We start from the raw sequence: 17,965 nt of genomic DNA on the forward strand, positions 1-17,965 counted from the left end.
CTCCCGCTAAACCGCCGCCGGGCCGACACGGCCCTTGCGCAGGGCGTCGATCACCGCTTCCTTGGGGCCATCGGCGACTATGTGGCCGTAATCCATCACGATCAGGCGGTCGACCAGGCTGAGCATGGACGTCCGGTGGGTGATCAGCAGCAGGGTCTTGCCCTGCGACCAGCTCTGCAGGCGGTTGCGCAGGATGTCCTCGCTGGTGTTGTCCATGGCACTGGTGGGTTCGTCCAGCAGCAGGATCGGCGGGTCCAGCAACAGTGCGCGAGCCAGCAGTACGGCCTGACGCTGGCCGCCGGAAAGCAGCTGGCCGCGTTCGCCCACCGGACGGTCGAAGCCCTGTGGGTGCTGGCGGGCCAGCTCGGTGACGCCGGCGAGCTCCGCCACCTCCAGCATGCGCGCGTCGCTGACGTAGCGTGCCCCCAGCGTCAGGTTGTCACGCAGGCTGCCGGCCAGCAGCGGCAGGTCATGGGCGACGTAGCCGATCTGGTGGCGCAGGTCGGCCACGTCGAGCTGGCGCAGGTCTAGGCCGTCGAGCAGGATCTGGCCTTCGTCCGGGGTGTAGAAATTCATCAGCAGGCGCGCCAGGGTGCTCTTGCCCGAGCCGCTGCGGCCGATGATGCCCACCCGTTCGCCGGCGGCCATGTGCAGGCTGACCTTGCTCAGCGCCGGGGTGCTCTGCCCGGGGTAGCTGAAGCTGACCTGGCGCACGTCCAGCGCCCCCTTGAGGTGGGTGCGTTCCAGCGGGCGCTGCTTGGGCTGGCGCTCCTGGGGCAGGGCCATCAGGGCGTCGGTGCTGGTCATGGTCAGGCGCGCCTGCTGGTAGCGGGTGATCAGGCCGGCGATCTGGCCCAGGGGCGCGAGTACCCGGCTGCCGAGCATGTAGCAGGCGACCAGGGCACCGACGCTGAGGTTGCCGGCGATGATGATGTAGACCCCGGAGACTATGGTGGCCATGCCGGCGAACTGCTGCAGGAACATGGTGCCGTTGGTGGCCAGGGAGGCGAGGAAGCGGGCGTGGCTGTCCAGGCGGGTGAGCGCGCCGTGGGTCTTTTCCCAGTGGTGCTGGCGCTCGCTTTCGGCGCTGCACGCCTTGAGGGTCTCCAGGCCGCCGAGGGTCTCGATCAGCAGAGCCTGGCGTTCGGCGCCGAGCGCCAGGCTCTTCTCCACCGTGTCGCGCAGGCGCGCCTGGATGATCAGGGCGAACAGCGCGGTGATCGGGAAGGCCAGCAGCGGGATCACCACCAGCCAGCCACCGAGCAGGCCGATGACCAGGATCATCAGCAGCGAGAAGGGCAGGTCGATCAGGCTGGTGAGGGTGACCGCGGTGAGGAATTCGCGCAGGCCCTGGAAGTCGTGGATGCTCTGCGCGAAACCGCCGACCGTGGCGGGCCGGGCCTTCATCGACATGCCGGTGATGCGCTCGAACAGGGTGGCGGACAGCACCACGTCGGTCTTCTTGCCAGCCACGTCCAGCAGGTAGGCGCGCAAGACCCGCAGCAGCAGCTCGAAGCCGGTACCGATGAACAGGCCGATGGCCAGAACCCACAGGGTAGAAGTTGCCTGGTTGGGCACCACCCGGTCGTAGGTCTGCATGACGAACAGCGGCACCATCAGGCCGAGCAGGTTGATCAGCAGGCTGGCCAGTACGGCGTCGGTATAGAGCCAGCGTGATAGCTTGAGGGTGTCGCGGAACCAGGCCTCGACCCTTGGCACCAGGGGGGTGCGGGTATCTTCCAGCTCATGCTGCGGCTTGGCGAAGAAGGCCTGGCCGCTGTACTCGATGGCCAGATGCTCGCGGTTGACCCACTGCTCGCCGCCATCGGCCTCGCAGGGCAGGATCTGCATCTGGTTCTTCGGGCCGATCTTGCGCAGCACGGCGCTGCGACCGTCCTTCAGGAGCAGCAGAACCGGCAGGTTCAGGGGAGAAATGGCTTCCAGCTCACGCCGCAGGATCCGCCCCTGCAGGCCGGCGCGCGCCGCCGCCCGCGGCAGCAGTTCGGCGCTCAGACGCTGTTCGGGCATGGGCAAGCCGGCAGTCAGACTGGCGCGACTGGCCGAACATTCGTGCAGGTTGCAGAGGATCAGCAGGCCATCCAGCAACGGGTCATCGTGACTCTGCCGCTGGTCGTCGGAGGGTCTCCGTTCCATGGTGGTCAAGGTCACTACTCCTGAGCGGTTGCCCGGGGCCGGCGGCCACCGGGCAACGACTTCGCCGGTATTACTGCATGTCCGGCAGGCGGGCCTCGCTCTTCACTTCGGTGAGGGCTACAGCTTCTGCCGGGACTACGACGTTCTGCTTCTTCAGCAGCTCGCCCATGGCGGAAATGACGCGGTACATGGAGAACTCTTCGGTGTAGCGCACCTCGGTGTAGCGGCGGTTGGCGGTGAAGAGTTCGTTCTCGCTGTCCAGCAGGTCGAGCAGGGTGCGTTGCCCCAGGCTGAACTGCTGCTGGTAGGCTTCGCGCACGCGCGCGGTGTAATCGGCGTAATCACGAGCCTTGGGGGTCTGCAGGCGGGCGTTCTCCATGGCGTTCCAGGCCAGGGCCAGGTTCTCGTTGAGCACCCGCAAGGCATTGTTGCGGATGTCCATCGACTGGTTGATCTTGTGCGCGGCGCCCTGCAGACGGGCCTTGTCACGCATGCCGTTGAACAGGTTGTAGTTCATCACCACGGCGGCGCGCCAGGTGTTGTAGTGGCCCTCGTCGCCCTGGGTGTTGTCATCGGCGGTGGTGGCCAGTTCAAGGTCGAAGCGCGGGTAGAAGGGTGCCTTGGCCACTTCGTACTGCTTCTCGGCGGCATGCACATCGGCCTGGGCGGACTTCAGGTAGGGGTTGTTGTCCATCACCGTCTGCCGGGCCATGTTGATGTCTTCCGGCATCTCGCCCTTGACCGTGGCCGGTTGCTCCAGCTCGTCCGGCATGCGCCCGGTGGCGCTGAAGAAGTTGGCCTGGGCGTCAGCCAGGTTGACCTGCTCGGTGTAGAGGTTGTTCTCCGCCAGGGCCAGACGTGCCTCGGACTGGTCAAGGTCGGCGGTGCTGCCGACGCCGCGCTCGCTACGCAGGCGGATCTGGTCATGGATGCGCTGGTGGGCCTGCAGGTTGTTCTCGGCCAGGCTCACCATCTCGCGGCGCTTGAGCACGTCCAGGTAGACCTCGACGGTACGCAGGGCCAGGCTCTCGGAGGTGCCGAGGACGTAGTAGGCGCGGGAGTTGACCACCGACTCGGTGCGGGCCACTTCGTTGGGCGTATTGAAGCCGTCGAACAGCATCTGCCGCAGGCGCAGCTCGGCATCGCGGTAATTCAGGGTCTCTTTATTGTGGTCGCCGAGCGCGCGCGTGCTGGGGCTGTCGGTCTGCTCGCGGCCGTAGCCGACCAGCAGATCGACCGTGGGCAGGTAGCCACCTCTGGCGATCTTCACATCCTCGTCGGCCGAGAGACGATCATTCATGCTGGCGTGCAGCTCGGGATGATTGTCGATGGTGCTCTGGATGGCTTCCGAGAGCGTCATGGCCTGGGCCTGAGCACAGGCCATGGCCAGCAGGATACTGCTGCAGAGCGGTGTAAGAACGCGCATGAGGTGCTTCTCCTTATTTGTATGCTCGGTTCCTGTCGCCAAATAACTGACGCTTTTGCCCGGAAATCTGTTCCAGGTCTGTAACATCACAGCTAAGAACATTCACAAGCGTAGCTAAGAAAAAATCCTCACAAGGTTTATGAGGAAAAAGTCTTATGCACTCTGTGAGAACGGGCACATTGTTTCTTCCGTAAGCCGCGAAAAACGGGGCCTTCAGGCCTTTTCGCAGTTAAGACGGATGGTCAATCGCAGTTTGGAGCATAAGGGGCGGGGATGTTCTGAGGAGTGATCCGGTGCAGTTGGGGCGACACTTTTTTGTCGCATTGCAATTTTCAGGTTTATCGCACCGCGCGAATTCATTCAGTTCTTCTTCGTACGCAATCCCGGGTTCGAAAGGTGGTTTGGCCCTTTTGAAACGTGTCGGCGGTGGTCGGCAGCTGTAGTGCGGAGGAAGGAATCATGGCTACTTTGATTGGTGTCGTCAGTCAGGTTGTCGGCGAGGTCTTTGCGGTAGCCGGCGATGGAACGCGTCGACCGCTAGTCGAAGGCGATCGTGTCTATGCCGGCGAGCAACTGGTTACTGGCGCAGGCGGCGCGGTCGCGGTCACTCTCACCAATGGTGAGGTTCTCACCCTCGGGCGCGACAGCAGCCTGAACCTCAATGAGCAGATGCTGGCCGGTGGCGATGGGCAGACGGCCCAGCCGCAGGAACAGGAATCCGCTGCTCCGTCGGACAGCGACCTGACCGATGTCGAGCAGCTGCAGGCCGCGATCGAAGCCGGCGTCGACCCGACCCTGGAGGGCGAAGCGACCGCGGCCGGTCCGGGCGCCGGTGGTGGCGGTGGTGCCGGTGGAGTAGGTGGTGGCCACAGCTTCGTGCTGCTGGGCGAGGTCGGCGGTGCGCTGGATCCGGTGATCGGCTTCCCGACTGCGGGGTTCAACACCGGCCCCGAGTTTCCCGAGGCGGAGCCCATTGTCGATCCAGACCCCGCACCGGTCGCGCCTGACTCCACGCCCACGGTTGAAGTCGAATACGAAGACGCCAGCGGCAATATCGTGGTCGGACCTGCGATTGTCGACGAGGAAGCGCTGGCCGACGGTACCAATCCCGGCAGCAGCGCCGAACAGGCCAGCGGCACCATAGTGATCACCTCCCCTGATGGGGTTTCCTCGCTGCAGATACAGGGTTTCAACGGTGTCTGGGTCGATGTCACCAATGGCGGCGTGGTGGTCGGTCAGTACGGCATCCTCACGGTGGATGCAGCGGGTAACTGGACCTACACCCTAACCAACAACACCCTCGATCACTCCAACCCCAATGCTTCCGGGGCAGCCGACCAGGTCGGCGAAAGCTTCCCGGTGCGGGTCTTCGATCTGGATGGTGACGTGTCGCCGACCGTATTGCTCAACGTCCTGGTCAACGACGATGCGCCCATCCTCACCGAAGGGGAGGGCGCACTGGTCAGCGCCATAGTCGACGAGGATGAGACCTCCGACGGTATCGGTGATGGCGATGCGGTCACCAATGTGGCTTCCGGCGGCCCGGGTACCCTCAACGCGCTGGTCAACTTCGGTGCTGATGGCATCGGCAGCTTCGGCATGAACGGCAGCCCCACTGCCATTGCCAGCCTGGAGGCCCAGGGCCTGACTTCCGGCGGAACCGCACTGAGCTACACGGTGGTCGGCAATGTCCTGACTGCGTCGGCTGGGGCGGAAACCATCTTCACCCTGCAGATTGGGGGCAACGGCAGCTTTACCTTTACCCTGATCGGCCAGCTGGATCACCCGGTCACGGACGGAAACGACAATGAGTTGCTGGAGCTGCCGATCGACTTCTCCGGCCTGTTGAGCGCTACCGATGGCGATGGCGATTCTGTAGGGACATTCAACCCTGGCAGCTTCGTGATCGACGTGGAAGATGACGTGCCGGTACTGATAGGTCGCGGCGACGGCGAGGAAGAGTTCTACCCATCGGTATGGGACATTGTCCACGAGGATGCCCTGACCACGGCTGACGGCGCACCTCACGACGGCAATCCGGAAGGTGGCCAGACCACGACTGTCGGTGGTCCGGCCGGCTCGCTCTCGGCCCTCGTCAATTTCGGTGCCGACGGTCCTGGGGAGTTTGGTCTGTCCAGTGACCTGAGCTCCATGGAACTGCAGGGCCTGACTTCCGGCGGCGTGGCGTTGAGCTACAGCCTGGTCGGTAATGTACTCACCGCCAGCGCCGGCGGCGAAACCATCTTCACCCTGACGGTGAACGGTGACGGCAGTTGGGAGTTCGTGCTCGAAGGCCCGATCGATCATCCCATCCCGGATGGCACCTTCGATTCCGAGGACCTGCCGGGCCTGGGCGTAGACTTCTCCGGCATCCTCACCGCGACTGACGGCGACGGTGACCCGTTGGTGGGCGGCTTCCCGCCCGGCAGTTTTGCCGTGGACATCGAGGACGATGTGCCGATCCTCGCCAATGGCGAGGGCGAGGGCATCAGTGGCGTGGTTCACGAGGATGCCTTGCAGGTCGTCAATGGTGCCCCGCACGAGGGCAATCCGGATGGTCTGGGGCAGACCACCGTGGTGAGCAGTGCCACCGCCGGTTCGCTGAGTGGGCTGGTCAGCTTCGGCGCGGATGGTCCCGGCAGCTTCGGTCTGTCCGGCGATCTTAGTTCTCTCGATCTGCAGGCTCTGGAATCGGGCGGCGTGGCGCTGACCTATGGCGTCGTCGGCAACGTGCTGACCGCCAGTGCCGGCGGCGAAACCATCTTCACCCTGACGGTGAATGCTGATGGCAGCTGGCAATTCGTGCTCGAAGGGCCGATCGACCATCCGGTGGAGGATGGCACCCTCGACGGCGAACTGTTACCGGGGCTGGGCATCGACTTCTCCGGCGTACTGACGGTGACCGATGGCGATGGTGACCCGCTGGTCGGAGGCTTCCCGGCTGGCAGCTTCACCGTGAACGTCGAGGACGATGTGCCACGCCCCGATCAGGATGGCGAGGACCGAATCCTCCATGAAGTGCAGGAAGATGCCCTGACCCTCGGCGGCGGTTCGCCCTACGAGGGCAATGACGAAGGCGGTCAGGTCACCACCGCCAGCGGTGCACCTGGCGATCTGTTCGCGCTGATCGATTTCGGCGCGGATGGCCCGGGCACGGTCGGCCTGTCCACCGATGTCAGTTCGCTCGAACTGCAGGGCCTGGAATCGGGTGGTGTGGCGTTGACCTATGGTGTCGTCGGCAACGTGCTGACCGCCAGTGCCGGCGGCGAAACCATCTTCACCCTGACGGTGAATGCTGATGGCAGCTGGGAGTTCGTACTTGAGGGGCCGATCGACCATCCGATCGCCGATAGCACCCTGGACGACGAGACCCTGCCCGGCGTTGGCATCGACTTCTCGCAGATGCTTACCGCCACTGACGGCGACGGCGACCCCATGGTGATTGCCGTACCGAGTGACAGCTTCGCCATCGATGTCGAAGACGACGTGCCTGTGCCGCGCGAGGTGGTACGTCAGCCCTGGGTCAGCAACCAGGTGGACGAGGACAACCTGCCCGACGGTATCGACGATCTCGACGCTACAGGTACGGTGGCCGTCGGTGCCGCCGGCGCGTTGCACGCCGCCATCAGCTTCGGCGCCGATGGCCCCGGTAGCATAGGCATGTCCGGCAGCCCGGCCGCCATAGCATCGCTGGAAGCCCAGGGCCTGACCTCGGGCGGTGTCGCGCTGAGCTACAGCGTGGTGGGCGACCTGCTGACCGCCATGGCCGGACCGGACACCATCTTCACCCTGCAGGTGAATGGCGACGGCAGCTATACCTTCACCCTGCTCGGCCCACTGGATCACCCGGTCGCCGACGGCACGCCTGCCGGCGACAACGAGCTGCTGGGTTCGCCCATCGACTTCTCGGCGCTGATCACGGCGACCGATGGTGACGGCGACCCGCTGTCCGGCCTCAACCCTGGCAGCTTCGTGATTCAGGTGGAAGACGACATTCCAGTCGCCAAGCCGCTGCAGTACGACAATGAGCAGAACCCGATCCCGCTGGTATCGGCCGAGGTCGACGAGGATGAGCTGCCCGGCGGCATCAGCGACGGCGACGGCGAAGGCACCTCGGTGTCGGGCGGGGCGGGTGCCCTGCATGCGCTGGTCGACTTCGGTGCCGATGGCCCCGGTGACTTCGGTCTGAGCGGCGACCCCCTGGACATCGCCACCCTGGAAGCCCAGGGCCTGACTTCCGATGGCACCCCGCTGTCCTATGCGGTGGTGGGCAACGTGCTCACCGCCTCGGTGGGCGGCGACACCATCTTCACGCTGACGGTGAACCCGGACGGCAGCTACGACTTCGTGTTGAGCGGCCCGCTGGATCATCCGCTACCCGGCAGCACCGATGACGATCAGCTGCTCGGCCTGCCGATCGACTTCTCCGGCGTGCTGACCGCCACCGACGGCGACGGCGACCCGGTCGACGGCTTTGCCGACGGCAGCTTCGTGATCAATGTCGAGGATGATGTTCCCGAGGCCCAGGACGATCATGCCACTGTGCTGGCTGGCCAGACCCAGGACATCAATATGGTGTTCGTGCTGGACTTCAGCGGCAGCATCAGCAACGGCGAGCTGAACACCATGCTGGACGCCGTGCGCACCGCCGGGCAGCAGCTGTTTGCCAGTGCCAACGGTGCCGTGCAGATCCAGATCGTGGTGTTCTCCGAGAGTGCACTGTCCTTCGGCCCCTTCGCTAACGAGGCGGACTTCACCAGCCAGATCAATGCTCTCAATCCGTCCGAGCCGGGTGGGGTAAGACCCAACACCATCGGCAATGGCACCGACTTCACCGATGCCATCGAAGAAGTCATGGACGAGTACGACCCGCTGTCGGGCTGGAGCAACCAGGTCGTATTCATCAGCGACGGCAACCCGAACCAGCAGACCGGCCCCGGCGGCACTTCGCTGGAAACCGACACGGCCAATGACTGGACGACCTTCCTCAACGACCCGAGCAACCCGGTCAACGTGACCACCATCGGCATCGGCGACGGCATCATTGACCAGCGGCTCGAAGAGGTCGATCTCGACGCCGATCCAGACAAGACCCCGCTGCGGGTGGATGACTTCGACGACCTGGTCGACACCCTGCTCGATGTGGTCATCGGTGGCCTGGTCGACGGCAATGTGCTGCTGGGCGAGGACAACGCAAGCGGTGGCGGCGACGACGATCTGTATGGCGCCGATGGTCCCGGCCAGATCCTCTCCATCGAAATCAACGGTTTCACCTACACCTGGGATGGGGTACTGGATGGTGATGAGCAACTCACCGATATCCCCACCGAACATGGCGGCAAGCTGACCTTCAACTTCGCCACCGGCGCCTGGAGCTACCAGGCCGGCGCGGATGTCGATGGCGACAAGACGGAGAGCTTCGACTACGTCATCGTCGACAACGACGGCGACCCCTCGACCGCTACCCTGACCATCCATGTCGAGGACACCGGTCCGGTTGAGGGCTATGTAGACGAAGACAATCTGCCCGACGGCATCGACGATCTGGACGCCGTGACCGATGTTGCCACCGGCAGCGTGGCCGATCTGGTAGTGGGGCCCGATGCGGGTTCGCACTTCACCCTGTCCAGCGATACCAGTGGCGTTACCCCGGCCAGTGCGGGCGGTGTGGCGCTGGTCTACAGCGTGTCCGGCGATACCCTGACGGCCACGGCCGGCCCGGCTGGTCCTGTGGTGTTCACCCTGCAGGTGCTGGACGACGGCAGCTACACCTTCAACCTGGAACAGTCGCTGGATCATCCGCTGGATGGCAGCGATGACGACCAGCTGCTGACCCTGGATTTCACCAGCATCCTGCAGGCCAACGATGGCAGCGATCCGCTGACGCTGGTCGGCGACTTCCTGATCCATGTCGAAGACGATGTGCCGATGATCGATGTCGGTCGCAGTGGCCAGGATGCCGGCGATCTCAATACCCAGGATGCCCAGACCATCGGGCTCGCCGTGGATACCGCGACCAGCGACTTCAGCGGCGCCTTCACGGCGACTCCCAACCATGGTGCAGATGGCCCCGGCACTGTGACCTGGAGTTACTCCATGGTGCTGCTGGTGGCCGAGGGCACGTTCTCCGGGCTGAGCAGCGATGGCGATGACATCTACCTCTACCAGAACGGTAGCGGACAGATAGTCGGCTCCACGGCAAACAGCGAGGGAGGAGTCAGCCTCGGCAATACCATCTTCACCCTGTCGGTGGACAGCGGAACCGGTGTGGTCACCCTGATCCAGCGCCAGGAAATCGACCATGACCTGCCGGGCGATACCAGCAACTACGATGCCCAGGAGGCCGTACTCGGTGCCGGTTTGGTGGGCCTCAAGGGCACTGCCACCATCACCGACTACGACCAAGACACCGACAGCGACAGCCTGACCCTGGACCTGGGTGGCAAGGTGCTGTTCGACGACGACGGCCCGAGCATCAGCCTGGGCTTCGGGCAGAACACCGAGAAACTCAATACCCAGGATGCGCAGACCATTGGTGGTGCATCGGATAGCGATACCGATAGCTTCAGCAGCGCCTTCAGTATTGTCAGCTCAAGTTTCGGTGCCGATGGCCCCGGTAGCATCAGTGCCAGCTACGCGCTGGTCCTGCTCACTACCGAGGGCAGCTCGTCCGGTCTCAGCAGCGATGGTGCGACCATCTACCTGTATGAGGACGGTGGGGTGATCTATGGCTCGACTGCGGCCAACGAGGGCGATGTAGACCCGAGCAACACCATCTTCACCCTCTCGGTGAATGGTTCGGGTCAGGTCACCTTGACCCAGCATGAGGAGATCGACCATAGCCTGCCGGGTGTGGGTAGCAACTACGATGCTCAGGAAGCGCTGCTGGGCAACAATCTGGTGGGGCTGCAGGCTACCGTGACCATCACCGACGACGACGGCGACAGCGCCTCCGACAGCAAGACCCTCGATCTCGGCGGCCGGGTGGCCTTCGACGACCATGGGCCGAGTATCAGCGTGGTGTTCGGCACCGCTCCGAATCCGTCGCTGAACACCCAGGATGCCGAGACCATAGGTGGGGCTTCCGATACCGACTCCGGCAGCTTCTCGGGTGCCTTCGTCGTGACCCCCAACCATGGTGCGGATGGCCCTGGCACCGTCACCCAGACCTACAGCCTCAACCTGCTTGCAGGTGGCACAGGTCCGCTGGCTTCCGGCATGAATAGCGCCGCAGGCCCGATCTATCTGTACAAGATCGGTGGCGAGATCATCGGTTCTTCGTCGGATTCCCTGGCCGGTGTGAACGTGGGCAATACCATCTTCTCGCTGGCGGTGGATGCGGGAACCGGACAGGTGACCCTGACCCAGTTCCAGGAAATCTCCCATGATCTGCCGGGCGTCAACAGCAACTACAGCAATCAGGAGGAAGTGCTGCTGGCCGGCAAGATCGGCCTGACTCTGACTGCCACCATCACCGATGGTGACGGTGACTTCGCCACCGCGGACAAGACCCTGGACCTGGGCGGCAAGATCGCCTTCGATGACGATGGCCCTTCCACCAGCTCCAACCTCGGCGTGCAGCTGGACGATGATGCTCTGTCGGGCGGCATCGCTGGTGGCCCCGGCGGCACCGATGATGCCGACTCGGTGAATACCACCGGTACCCTGGGCCATGACTTCGGCGCCGATGGTGCCGGCACGGTGAAATGGGTGGACTCCGGAGCCCCGGGTGGCTTCACCTACCAGGCAAGCCCGGATGGCTCGCAGCTACTGGTCAAGCAGGGTTCCACCACGGTGCTGACACTGACGCTGAATACCGCGACCGGTGCCTATACCGTTACCCAGAACAACCCGATTCAGCACGACAATGCCAATCTGGAGAACAACCAGTCGTTCACCCTGACCTATCAGGTCACCGACAAGGATGGTGACACCGCGACTGGCAGCCTCTCGGTCAATGTCGACGACGATACGCCAGTGGCGCAGAGCGACACGGCGGTAGCTGTGGCGGGGCAACCGCTCGACGTCAACGCAGTGTTCGTGTTGGACTTCAGCGGCAGCATCGACAATACCGAGCTTAACCAGATGCTGGAGGCCGTGCGTGCTGCGGCTCAGGAACTGTTCAACGGTGCATCCGATGTCAATGTGCAGATCGTGGCCTTCTCCGGCACGGCTCTGTCCTACCCGGTGTACAGCGATTTCGCCAGCTTCTCCGCGCTGATCGACAGCATCAACCCGGCGGATGGTGGAACCCGGCCGTTCAACGGCAACACCGACTTCACCGCCGCCATCGAAGTCACCATGGCCGACTACACGCCGATTTCAGGGTGGAGCAACCAGGTGTTCTTCATCAGCGACGGTAACCCCAATGAGCAGCTGGGCAGCGGAGGCAACTCCCTCGAGGATGACACCGCCAGCGACTGGGCGGACTTCATCAACGCTAATGACCTCAACGTCACCACGATTGGCGTGGGTGGCGGCATCGACGAGGATCGGCTGCAGGATGTCGACCTCGATGGCAGCGGCTCGCCGATTCTGGTGGGCGACTTCGATGATCTGATCGATACCCTGCTGGATGCGGTGACTCCTGATCCGGTCGAGGGCAGCGTCTTGCTCGGCAGCGACGGCGTGGTTAGCGGCGACGATGATGCCTTCGGCGCCGACGGTCCCGGCCGCATCGCTTCCATCGAGATCAATGGCACCACTTACACCTGGGATGGCGTGCTGGATGGCGATCAGCAGCTAACCGACATCCCCACCGAGTGGGGCGGCACCCTGTCGTTCAACTTCGCCTCTGGAGCGTGGAGCTATCAACCGCCGGCCTTGGTCGACGGTGACAAGGTCGAGTCTTTCGACTATGTGATCATCGACAAGGACGGCGATCCGTCACCAGCCACCCTGACCATCCATGTCGAAGATCCGGCACCGGTCATCGGCAAGGTCGACGAGGATGAGCTGCCCGGCGGCATCACCGACAACGATGCTCAGACCACCACTGTCTCCGGCAGCCTGGTGGACCTGCTGGTCGGCACCAACTCCGGCCAGTTCGGCCTGGACAACACACCAACCGGCCTGCCTGCGCTGACTTCCGGCGGCGTGGCCATCACTTACCACTTCTCCGGCAACATCATGACGGCCAAGGCCGGGCTGCTGGATATCTTCACCCTGGAGGTCGAGACAGACGGCAGCTACACCTTCAGCTTGCTCGGGCCGCTGGACCACCCGGACGACAACAATGACGACAACGAGGTGATGACGCTGAACCTCACCGGGGCCCTCGCGGCTTCCGACGGGGTCAATCCGTTGCCGCTGGCCGGTAGCCTGCTGATCCAGGTCGAGGACGATGTGCCCATCGCCTTCACCCCGGTCACCGCGCTGCTGGTCGATCAGGTGGCTGGAACCCGCTCCATCACCGAAAGCCTGCGCTTCGAGGATTCGGCAGGTGCCGATGGCCCAGATCAGGTGAACTTCTCCATCGTCGAGGGCACGGCGGCTCGGGATGCCAGCGGCAATCTGCTGAGCATGAACGGCCAGCAGCTCTACCTGTTCTACGGCAGTGACCAGTCGATCATCGAGGCCAAGACCAGTGCCGGTGGAACTCTGGCGTATCGCATCGATATGGATGCCTCGACCGACAGCTACACCCTGACTACCTACGGCCCCATCGCCAACGGTAGCGAGGTGTCGGCGACCAACCTGACCGGTGTCGGCGGCGGCAACGTGCGCTACAAGGGGCTGATCGACATGGGCGGCACCAACTTCGATGCCCTGCTGTCGACTACCTCGGGAGAGAGCGTCAATACCAACAGCACCGAGATCGGTATCAGTGGCGGCAATAGCTTCAGCAATGGCGAGCAGCTGCGCATCGATCTGGTAAATGGGTTGGTTACTACGGCAAATACCGTTGGATTCACCTACACCAACCACAACACCACTAATCGTTTCGCACAGAAACTGGCCTGGGTCAGCCCCAGTGGCAGCGGCACGGCGACGCTAATCGTCTCGGTGATACTGGCCGACGATGATCTGAGCTTCATCGGCGATGCTTTTGGGGAGACCACCCGTAACCTGTCCACCAGCAATATCCGCGTATTTGCCATCGAAGGTGGTGTGGAAGTGGACAAGACCGGTCTGGTGACACTGACCGATCTGGGCAGCTCGATCCGCATAGCGGGTATGCAGGAGGGTTGGTGGTATGAGGTCACCTCGACCAACAACTTCAGCGCGGTGCAAATCGAGGGTGGTAATGCCCAGACCTTCAAGTTGGGCTTCTTCGAGTACGACCAGGCATCTACCGGGCAGCCGATCAACCTGTCGCACAACATCATTGGCATCGATGGCGACGGCGACAGCGTCTCCAGTACGCTTAAGGCCACGCTGGTGCCCGATTCGCTGTCGGTGGACGGCGGGGCTGGTATCGACAACCTGGTCGGTACCGCACAGGCCGATTACCTGTTCGGCAATGGCGGCAACGACACCCTCAGCGGGCTGGCCGGCAACGATATCCTCTCTGGTGGTACGGGAGACGACCTGATCATCGGTGGCCTGGGCAACGATGTACTGGCCGGCGGCGCAGGTGCCGATACCTTCCGCTGGCTGGCAGGCGACACCACGGGTGCCGACAAGGTGCTGGACTTCAAGCCGAGCGAGGGCGACAAGCTGGATCTCACCCAGCTGCTGGTCGGCGAGAGCTACAACGCCGGGTCGCTGGACGACTTCCTCAGCTTCTCGGTAGTCGATAACAGCACGGTGATATCGATCGCACCCACAGGGGCGGGTGCGCCTACTACAAGCATCGAGCTGAACGGCTTCAATGTGGCTGTCGAGTACGGCGTCACTCCCGGCGGTGGTGGCATCATCTCCGCTGGTGCGGATACCGCTACCGTGATCAATGGACTACTTGGAGACAATGCTCTGCAAGTCGCCTGATTGGTGACATGGGCATGGGCCCGCTACCCTTACCGGTAGCGGGCCTTTTTATGCCTGGAGGAAGCCACATGGTGTACGTGCAGAGGGATGGGGAAGGGCGGCTGCTGCGGGTGGAGCACGATCCGTTCGAGGGCATGACGGAGACCCTGGCGGTCGAGAGCGAGGAACTGCACAACTGGCTGACAGCTCGCGAAGAAGTCAAGGAGCGCCTGGCCAGCCTCAAGGAGTCGGACCTGGAGCTGGTCCGGGTGCTGGAGGACGTGGTCGTCGCCCTGGTACAGAAAGGCGTGATTCGCTACACCGACCTACCCGAGGCGGCCCGGCGCAAGCTGGACCAGCGCGCGGTGACCCGTGCCGAGATCGAGGGCCTGAGCGGCCTGCTCGGCGACGACGAGCACCATCTGATCTGAGGCGAGCTACACCGCACGTAGTGTGGCCCTGCTCCACAGCTCTAAGGCTTCAACCAGGCCAGCAGCACGTCCAGCAGGCGGTTGGCGAAGGCCCATTCGTTGTCGTACCAGGCCAGTACCTTGACCAGGTTGTCGCCCTGCACCCGCGTGTGGTTGAGGTCGACCACGCAGGACACCGGGTAGCCATTGAAGTCGCTGGATACCAGTGGCAGGTCGTTGCACTCCATCACCCCCAGCGGCAGCTGGCGTGCGGCGCGCTGCAGGCAATCGTTGATCGCCTCGCGGCTGGTCGGGTGTTCGCTGCTGAAAGTCAGGTCGAGCAGCGACACATTGGCCGTCGGTACCCGCACCGCCATGCCATCCAGGCGGCCGTGCAGCTCGGGGATGACCAGGCCGATGGTCTTGGCCGCGCCGGTGCTGGTGGGAATCATCGACAGCGCGGCGGCGCGGGCGCGATAGAGGTCGTTGTGGGTCTTGTCGAGCAGGTTCTGGTCGTTGGTATAGGCATGCACCGTGGTCATCAGGCCCTGGCGGATGCCCACCGCGGTATGCAGCACCTGAGCCAGCGGGGCCAGGCAGTTGGTGGTGCAGGAGGCGTTGGAGACGATCTGCTGGTTGCCCAGCAGCTGGTGGTTGACGCCATAGACCACGGTCAGGTCGGCCGTATCCAGGGGGTGCGAAAGCAGCACCCGTGGCGCGCCGGCGGCCAGATGCTGCTCGGCCAGCGCACGCTTCTTCAGGCGCCCGGTGCAGTCGATCACCACGTCCACGGCGAGCTGCTTCCAGGGCAGCTTGGGGATTTCCTTCTCGCCGAACAGGCGGATCGACTGGCCATGGACCTGCAGCACATCCTCGTGCAGGCCGACATGGCCGGCGAAGCGGCCGAAGGTGGAGTCGAAGCGGGTCAGGTGGGCGAGCGTCTTGAAATCACCGGTTTCGTTGATCGCTTCGACATGAATCTGGTTTTCCAGTCCGCGCTCGAACAGGGCACGGACCAGGGCGCGACCAATGCGCCCGTATCCATTCAGGGCAATACGCAGCATGACAGTCTCCGACTGGCGGGTCTGTCCTTAGCATAGGCGGCCCATTCGCCGCCTGCGCGTCAGCGGTTGCGCGCGCCGCCGAAGGAGGCGCAGCCGCGTTGTACTTCGCCGTTCAGGCGCAGCTCGGCGCTGAGGTGCTGCACCGCGCCACTCATGCTGTCCACGCAGCGCTGCGGCGCCAGCCAGAGTTCCAGGCGCTGGCCATTGGCCTCGCTGCTGAGGTTGAAGCGTCCTTCCGGCAGCTGCTCCTCCAGATAGGGCAGGGCCAGGGGCGGCTGGCCGGGGCGCAGCAGCACTAGGCCCTGGTCGCTGACGCCCAGGCTCCAGTCCGGCTCATGGCCGTTGGCGCGCAGCAGCAGGCGCTCGAAACCCGGTTCATTGCAGCCGGGCCCCTCGCCTTGCAGGCGGTAGACCTGCGTCGAGCGCAGTGCGCCATCCAGCTCGGCCTCGCTGGTCGAACCCAGGGTGCCGAGCAGGTCGACGAACAGCCTGTCGTGGCCGTCGGCCAGCAGTTGGCCGGCTTCGCGGGCGATGTCGCTGTCGCCCTCGTTGATCACGGCATAGCGGCGCTGCTCGCCGCAGGGGCGCAGCAGCAGGCGGCCGTCGACCAGACCCAGCTCGCCCTGCAGGCGCTGGGCGGGAGTGACGGGCTTGTTTTCGTACACGCTGAACAGCTGGCAGCCGGCGAACAGCGGCAGCAAGGCGAACAGCAGGGTGCGGGCTTTGGGCATGGGGCTCTCCTTGCGGTCAGGGTGCCAACTTACCCACCGCGCCCGCTCAGCTCAAGGCTGGAAACATGCGGCAAACTTGTATAGTCGCGAGCATGCGGCCATCCTCCAGACAAGACCTTTCCGAGTGTGAACATGGATAGAAGCACTGGCTCAGGCCTGTCGTTCGCCAGGCGTATCTATTTGCCCCGCTGCATCGGCCTGGGCATCGGTTTCTTCTGCGTGGCGGCCGGTCTCTGGCCGCTCGAGCCGGCGCCCTGGCTTTGGGCGCTGCTGCTGTTCAACGGCTTTCTCTGGCCGCATCTGGCCTTCCAGGTCGCCCGGCGCGCGGCCTCGCCGTTCCAGGCCGAGCGTCGCAACCTGCTGGTCGACTCGCTGTTCGGCGGTTTCTGGACCGCGACCATGGCGTTCAACGTGCTGCCCAGCGTGACCATCCTGGCCATGATGGCGATGAACAACATTGCTGCCGGTGGCGGGCGTTTCTTCCTCAAGGGCAGCCTGGCCATGCTGGCTGGTGGCGGCCTGTCGATGTTGCTGTTCGGGCCGGCCTTCAGCCCGGACACCAGCATGGTGCAGCTCTACGCCTGCCTGCCGATGCTGATTCTCTATCCGCTGGCCCTGGGCTGGGTCAGCTACAACCTGAGCATCAAGCTGGCCGAGCACAAGCAGGCCCTGCGTGCTGCCGGCCGTACCGACAGCCTGACCCGGCTGTTCAACCACGGCCACTGGAAGGATCTGCTGCACCATGAATTCGATCGCTGTCGCCAGGGCCAGCAGCGGGCCACCGTGGCACTGATCGACGTGGACCATTTCAAGGAGATCAATGACCGCCATGGCCACCTGGTCGGCGACAGCGTGCTGCGCCTGCTCAGCGAGAAACTGGTGCAGAGCCTGCGCGCCGAGGACCTGGCCGGGCGCTATGGCGGCGACGAGTTCTGCGTGATCCTGCCCAATACGCCGCCGGTGCTGGCCGGAGAAGTGATGGAGCGGCTGCGCCAGGAACTGGGCGAGGTGCGCAGCGAACTGGCACCGGGGCTGCGCATCACCCTCAGCATCGGCCTGGCCGGCTACAGCCCGTTCCAGTTGGACGCCGCGCACTGGCTCAAGGATGCCGACCGGGCGCTGTACCTAGCCAAGAGTCGCGGGCGCAACCAGGTGGTGACGGCCAGCGAGTCGCCGACTCCCGAGGACGGCCAGCAACAGGTCTATCCCGGCGCCTGAGTTCCCACGCCGCCGCCGGCGTGTCAGGCTATGAACCTTTGCCATGCGTGGATA

7 protein-coding genes are annotated in these 17,965 nt (G+C 64.1%); 3 read left to right on the plus strand and 4 right to left on the minus strand.

Features of this window, described 5'->3' with window-relative positions; translation table 11 throughout:
• Nucleotides 1-6: 6 nt before the first annotated feature.
• Together AAG092_RS18965 and AAG092_RS18970 are read right to left on the minus strand one after the other, a co-directional pair.
• Entirely contained in the window at nt 7-2,154 is a 2,148-nt protein-coding gene (locus AAG092_RS18965) for a type I secretion system permease/ATPase (RefSeq protein ID WP_373389622.1), read from the minus strand.
• 70 nt (nt 2,155-2,224) lie between these two features.
• Nucleotides 2,225-3,580 (minus strand): TolC family outer membrane protein, encoded by a 1,356-nt coding sequence (locus AAG092_RS18970; RefSeq protein WP_373387893.1) that lies wholly within the window; start codon nt 3,578-3,580, stop codon nt 2,225-2,227.
• A 459-nt stretch (nt 3,581-4,039) separates the two neighbouring features.
• Between AAG092_RS18970 and AAG092_RS18975 the strand changes: the two genes are divergently transcribed.
• Nucleotides 4,040-14,509 carry a retention module-containing protein gene (locus AAG092_RS18975; protein WP_373387894.1) on the plus strand — a complete coding sequence of 3,490 codons (10,470 nt, stop codon included), beginning with the start codon at nt 4,040-4,042 and terminating at the stop codon, nt 14,507-14,509.
• Nucleotides 14,510-14,577: 68 nt separating this feature from the next.
• Nucleotides 14,578-14,919 (plus strand): tryptophan synthase subunit beta, encoded by a 342-nt coding sequence (locus AAG092_RS18980; protein WP_110682116.1) that lies wholly within the window; start codon nt 14,578-14,580, stop codon nt 14,917-14,919.
• Between the two features lie 41 nt (nt 14,920-14,960).
• Here AAG092_RS18980 and gap read toward each other — a convergent pair whose 3' ends face one another.
• Both gap and AAG092_RS18990 read right to left on the minus strand, forming a co-directional pair.
• Entirely contained in the window at nt 14,961-15,962 is a 1,002-nt protein-coding gene (gene gap, locus AAG092_RS18985; RefSeq protein WP_373387895.1) for a type I glyceraldehyde-3-phosphate dehydrogenase, read from the minus strand.
• 59 nt (nt 15,963-16,021) lie between these two features.
• On the minus strand, nt 16,022-16,693 hold the full coding sequence (locus AAG092_RS18990) for a COG3650 family protein (protein ID WP_373387896.1): 672 nt from the start codon (nt 16,691-16,693) through the stop codon (nt 16,022-16,024).
• A gap of 132 nt (nt 16,694-16,825) precedes the next feature.
• Between AAG092_RS18990 and AAG092_RS18995 the strand changes: the two genes are divergently transcribed.
• The gene (locus AAG092_RS18995; RefSeq protein ID WP_373387897.1) at nt 16,826-17,911 is read left to right on the plus strand and encodes a diguanylate cyclase; all 1,086 of its coding nucleotides are present in this window, start codon (nt 16,826-16,828) and stop codon (nt 17,909-17,911) included.
• Nucleotides 17,912-17,965 lie beyond the last annotated feature (54 nt).

Source organism: Pseudomonas alcaligenes (assembly GCF_041729615.1).
Classification (GTDB): Bacteria; Pseudomonadota; Gammaproteobacteria; order Pseudomonadales; family Pseudomonadaceae; genus Aquipseudomonas; species Aquipseudomonas alcaligenes_B.

What these genes read in the sequence shown, in the direction of transcription:
- AAG092_RS18975 (WP_373387894.1), top strand. Translation starts at nt 4,040, where the DNA reads ATGGCTACTTTGATTGGTGTCGTCAGTCAGGTTGTCGGCGAGGTCTTT.
- gap (WP_373387895.1), bottom strand. Translation starts at nt 15,962, where the DNA reads ATGCTGCGTATTGCCCTGAATGGATACGGGCGCATTGGTCGCGCCCTG.
- AAG092_RS18965 (WP_373389622.1), bottom strand. Translation starts at nt 2,154, where the DNA reads ATGGAACGGAGACCCTCCGACGACCAGCGGCAGAGTCACGATGACCCG.
- AAG092_RS18980 (WP_110682116.1), top strand. Translation starts at nt 14,578, where the DNA reads ATGGTGTACGTGCAGAGGGATGGGGAAGGGCGGCTGCTGCGGGTGGAG.
- AAG092_RS18995 (WP_373387897.1), top strand. Translation starts at nt 16,826, where the DNA reads ATGGATAGAAGCACTGGCTCAGGCCTGTCGTTCGCCAGGCGTATCTAT.
- AAG092_RS18990 (WP_373387896.1), bottom strand. Translation starts at nt 16,693, where the DNA reads ATGCCCAAAGCCCGCACCCTGCTGTTCGCCTTGCTGCCGCTGTTCGCC.
- AAG092_RS18970 (WP_373387893.1), bottom strand. Translation starts at nt 3,580, where the DNA reads ATGCGCGTTCTTACACCGCTCTGCAGCAGTATCCTGCTGGCCATGGCC.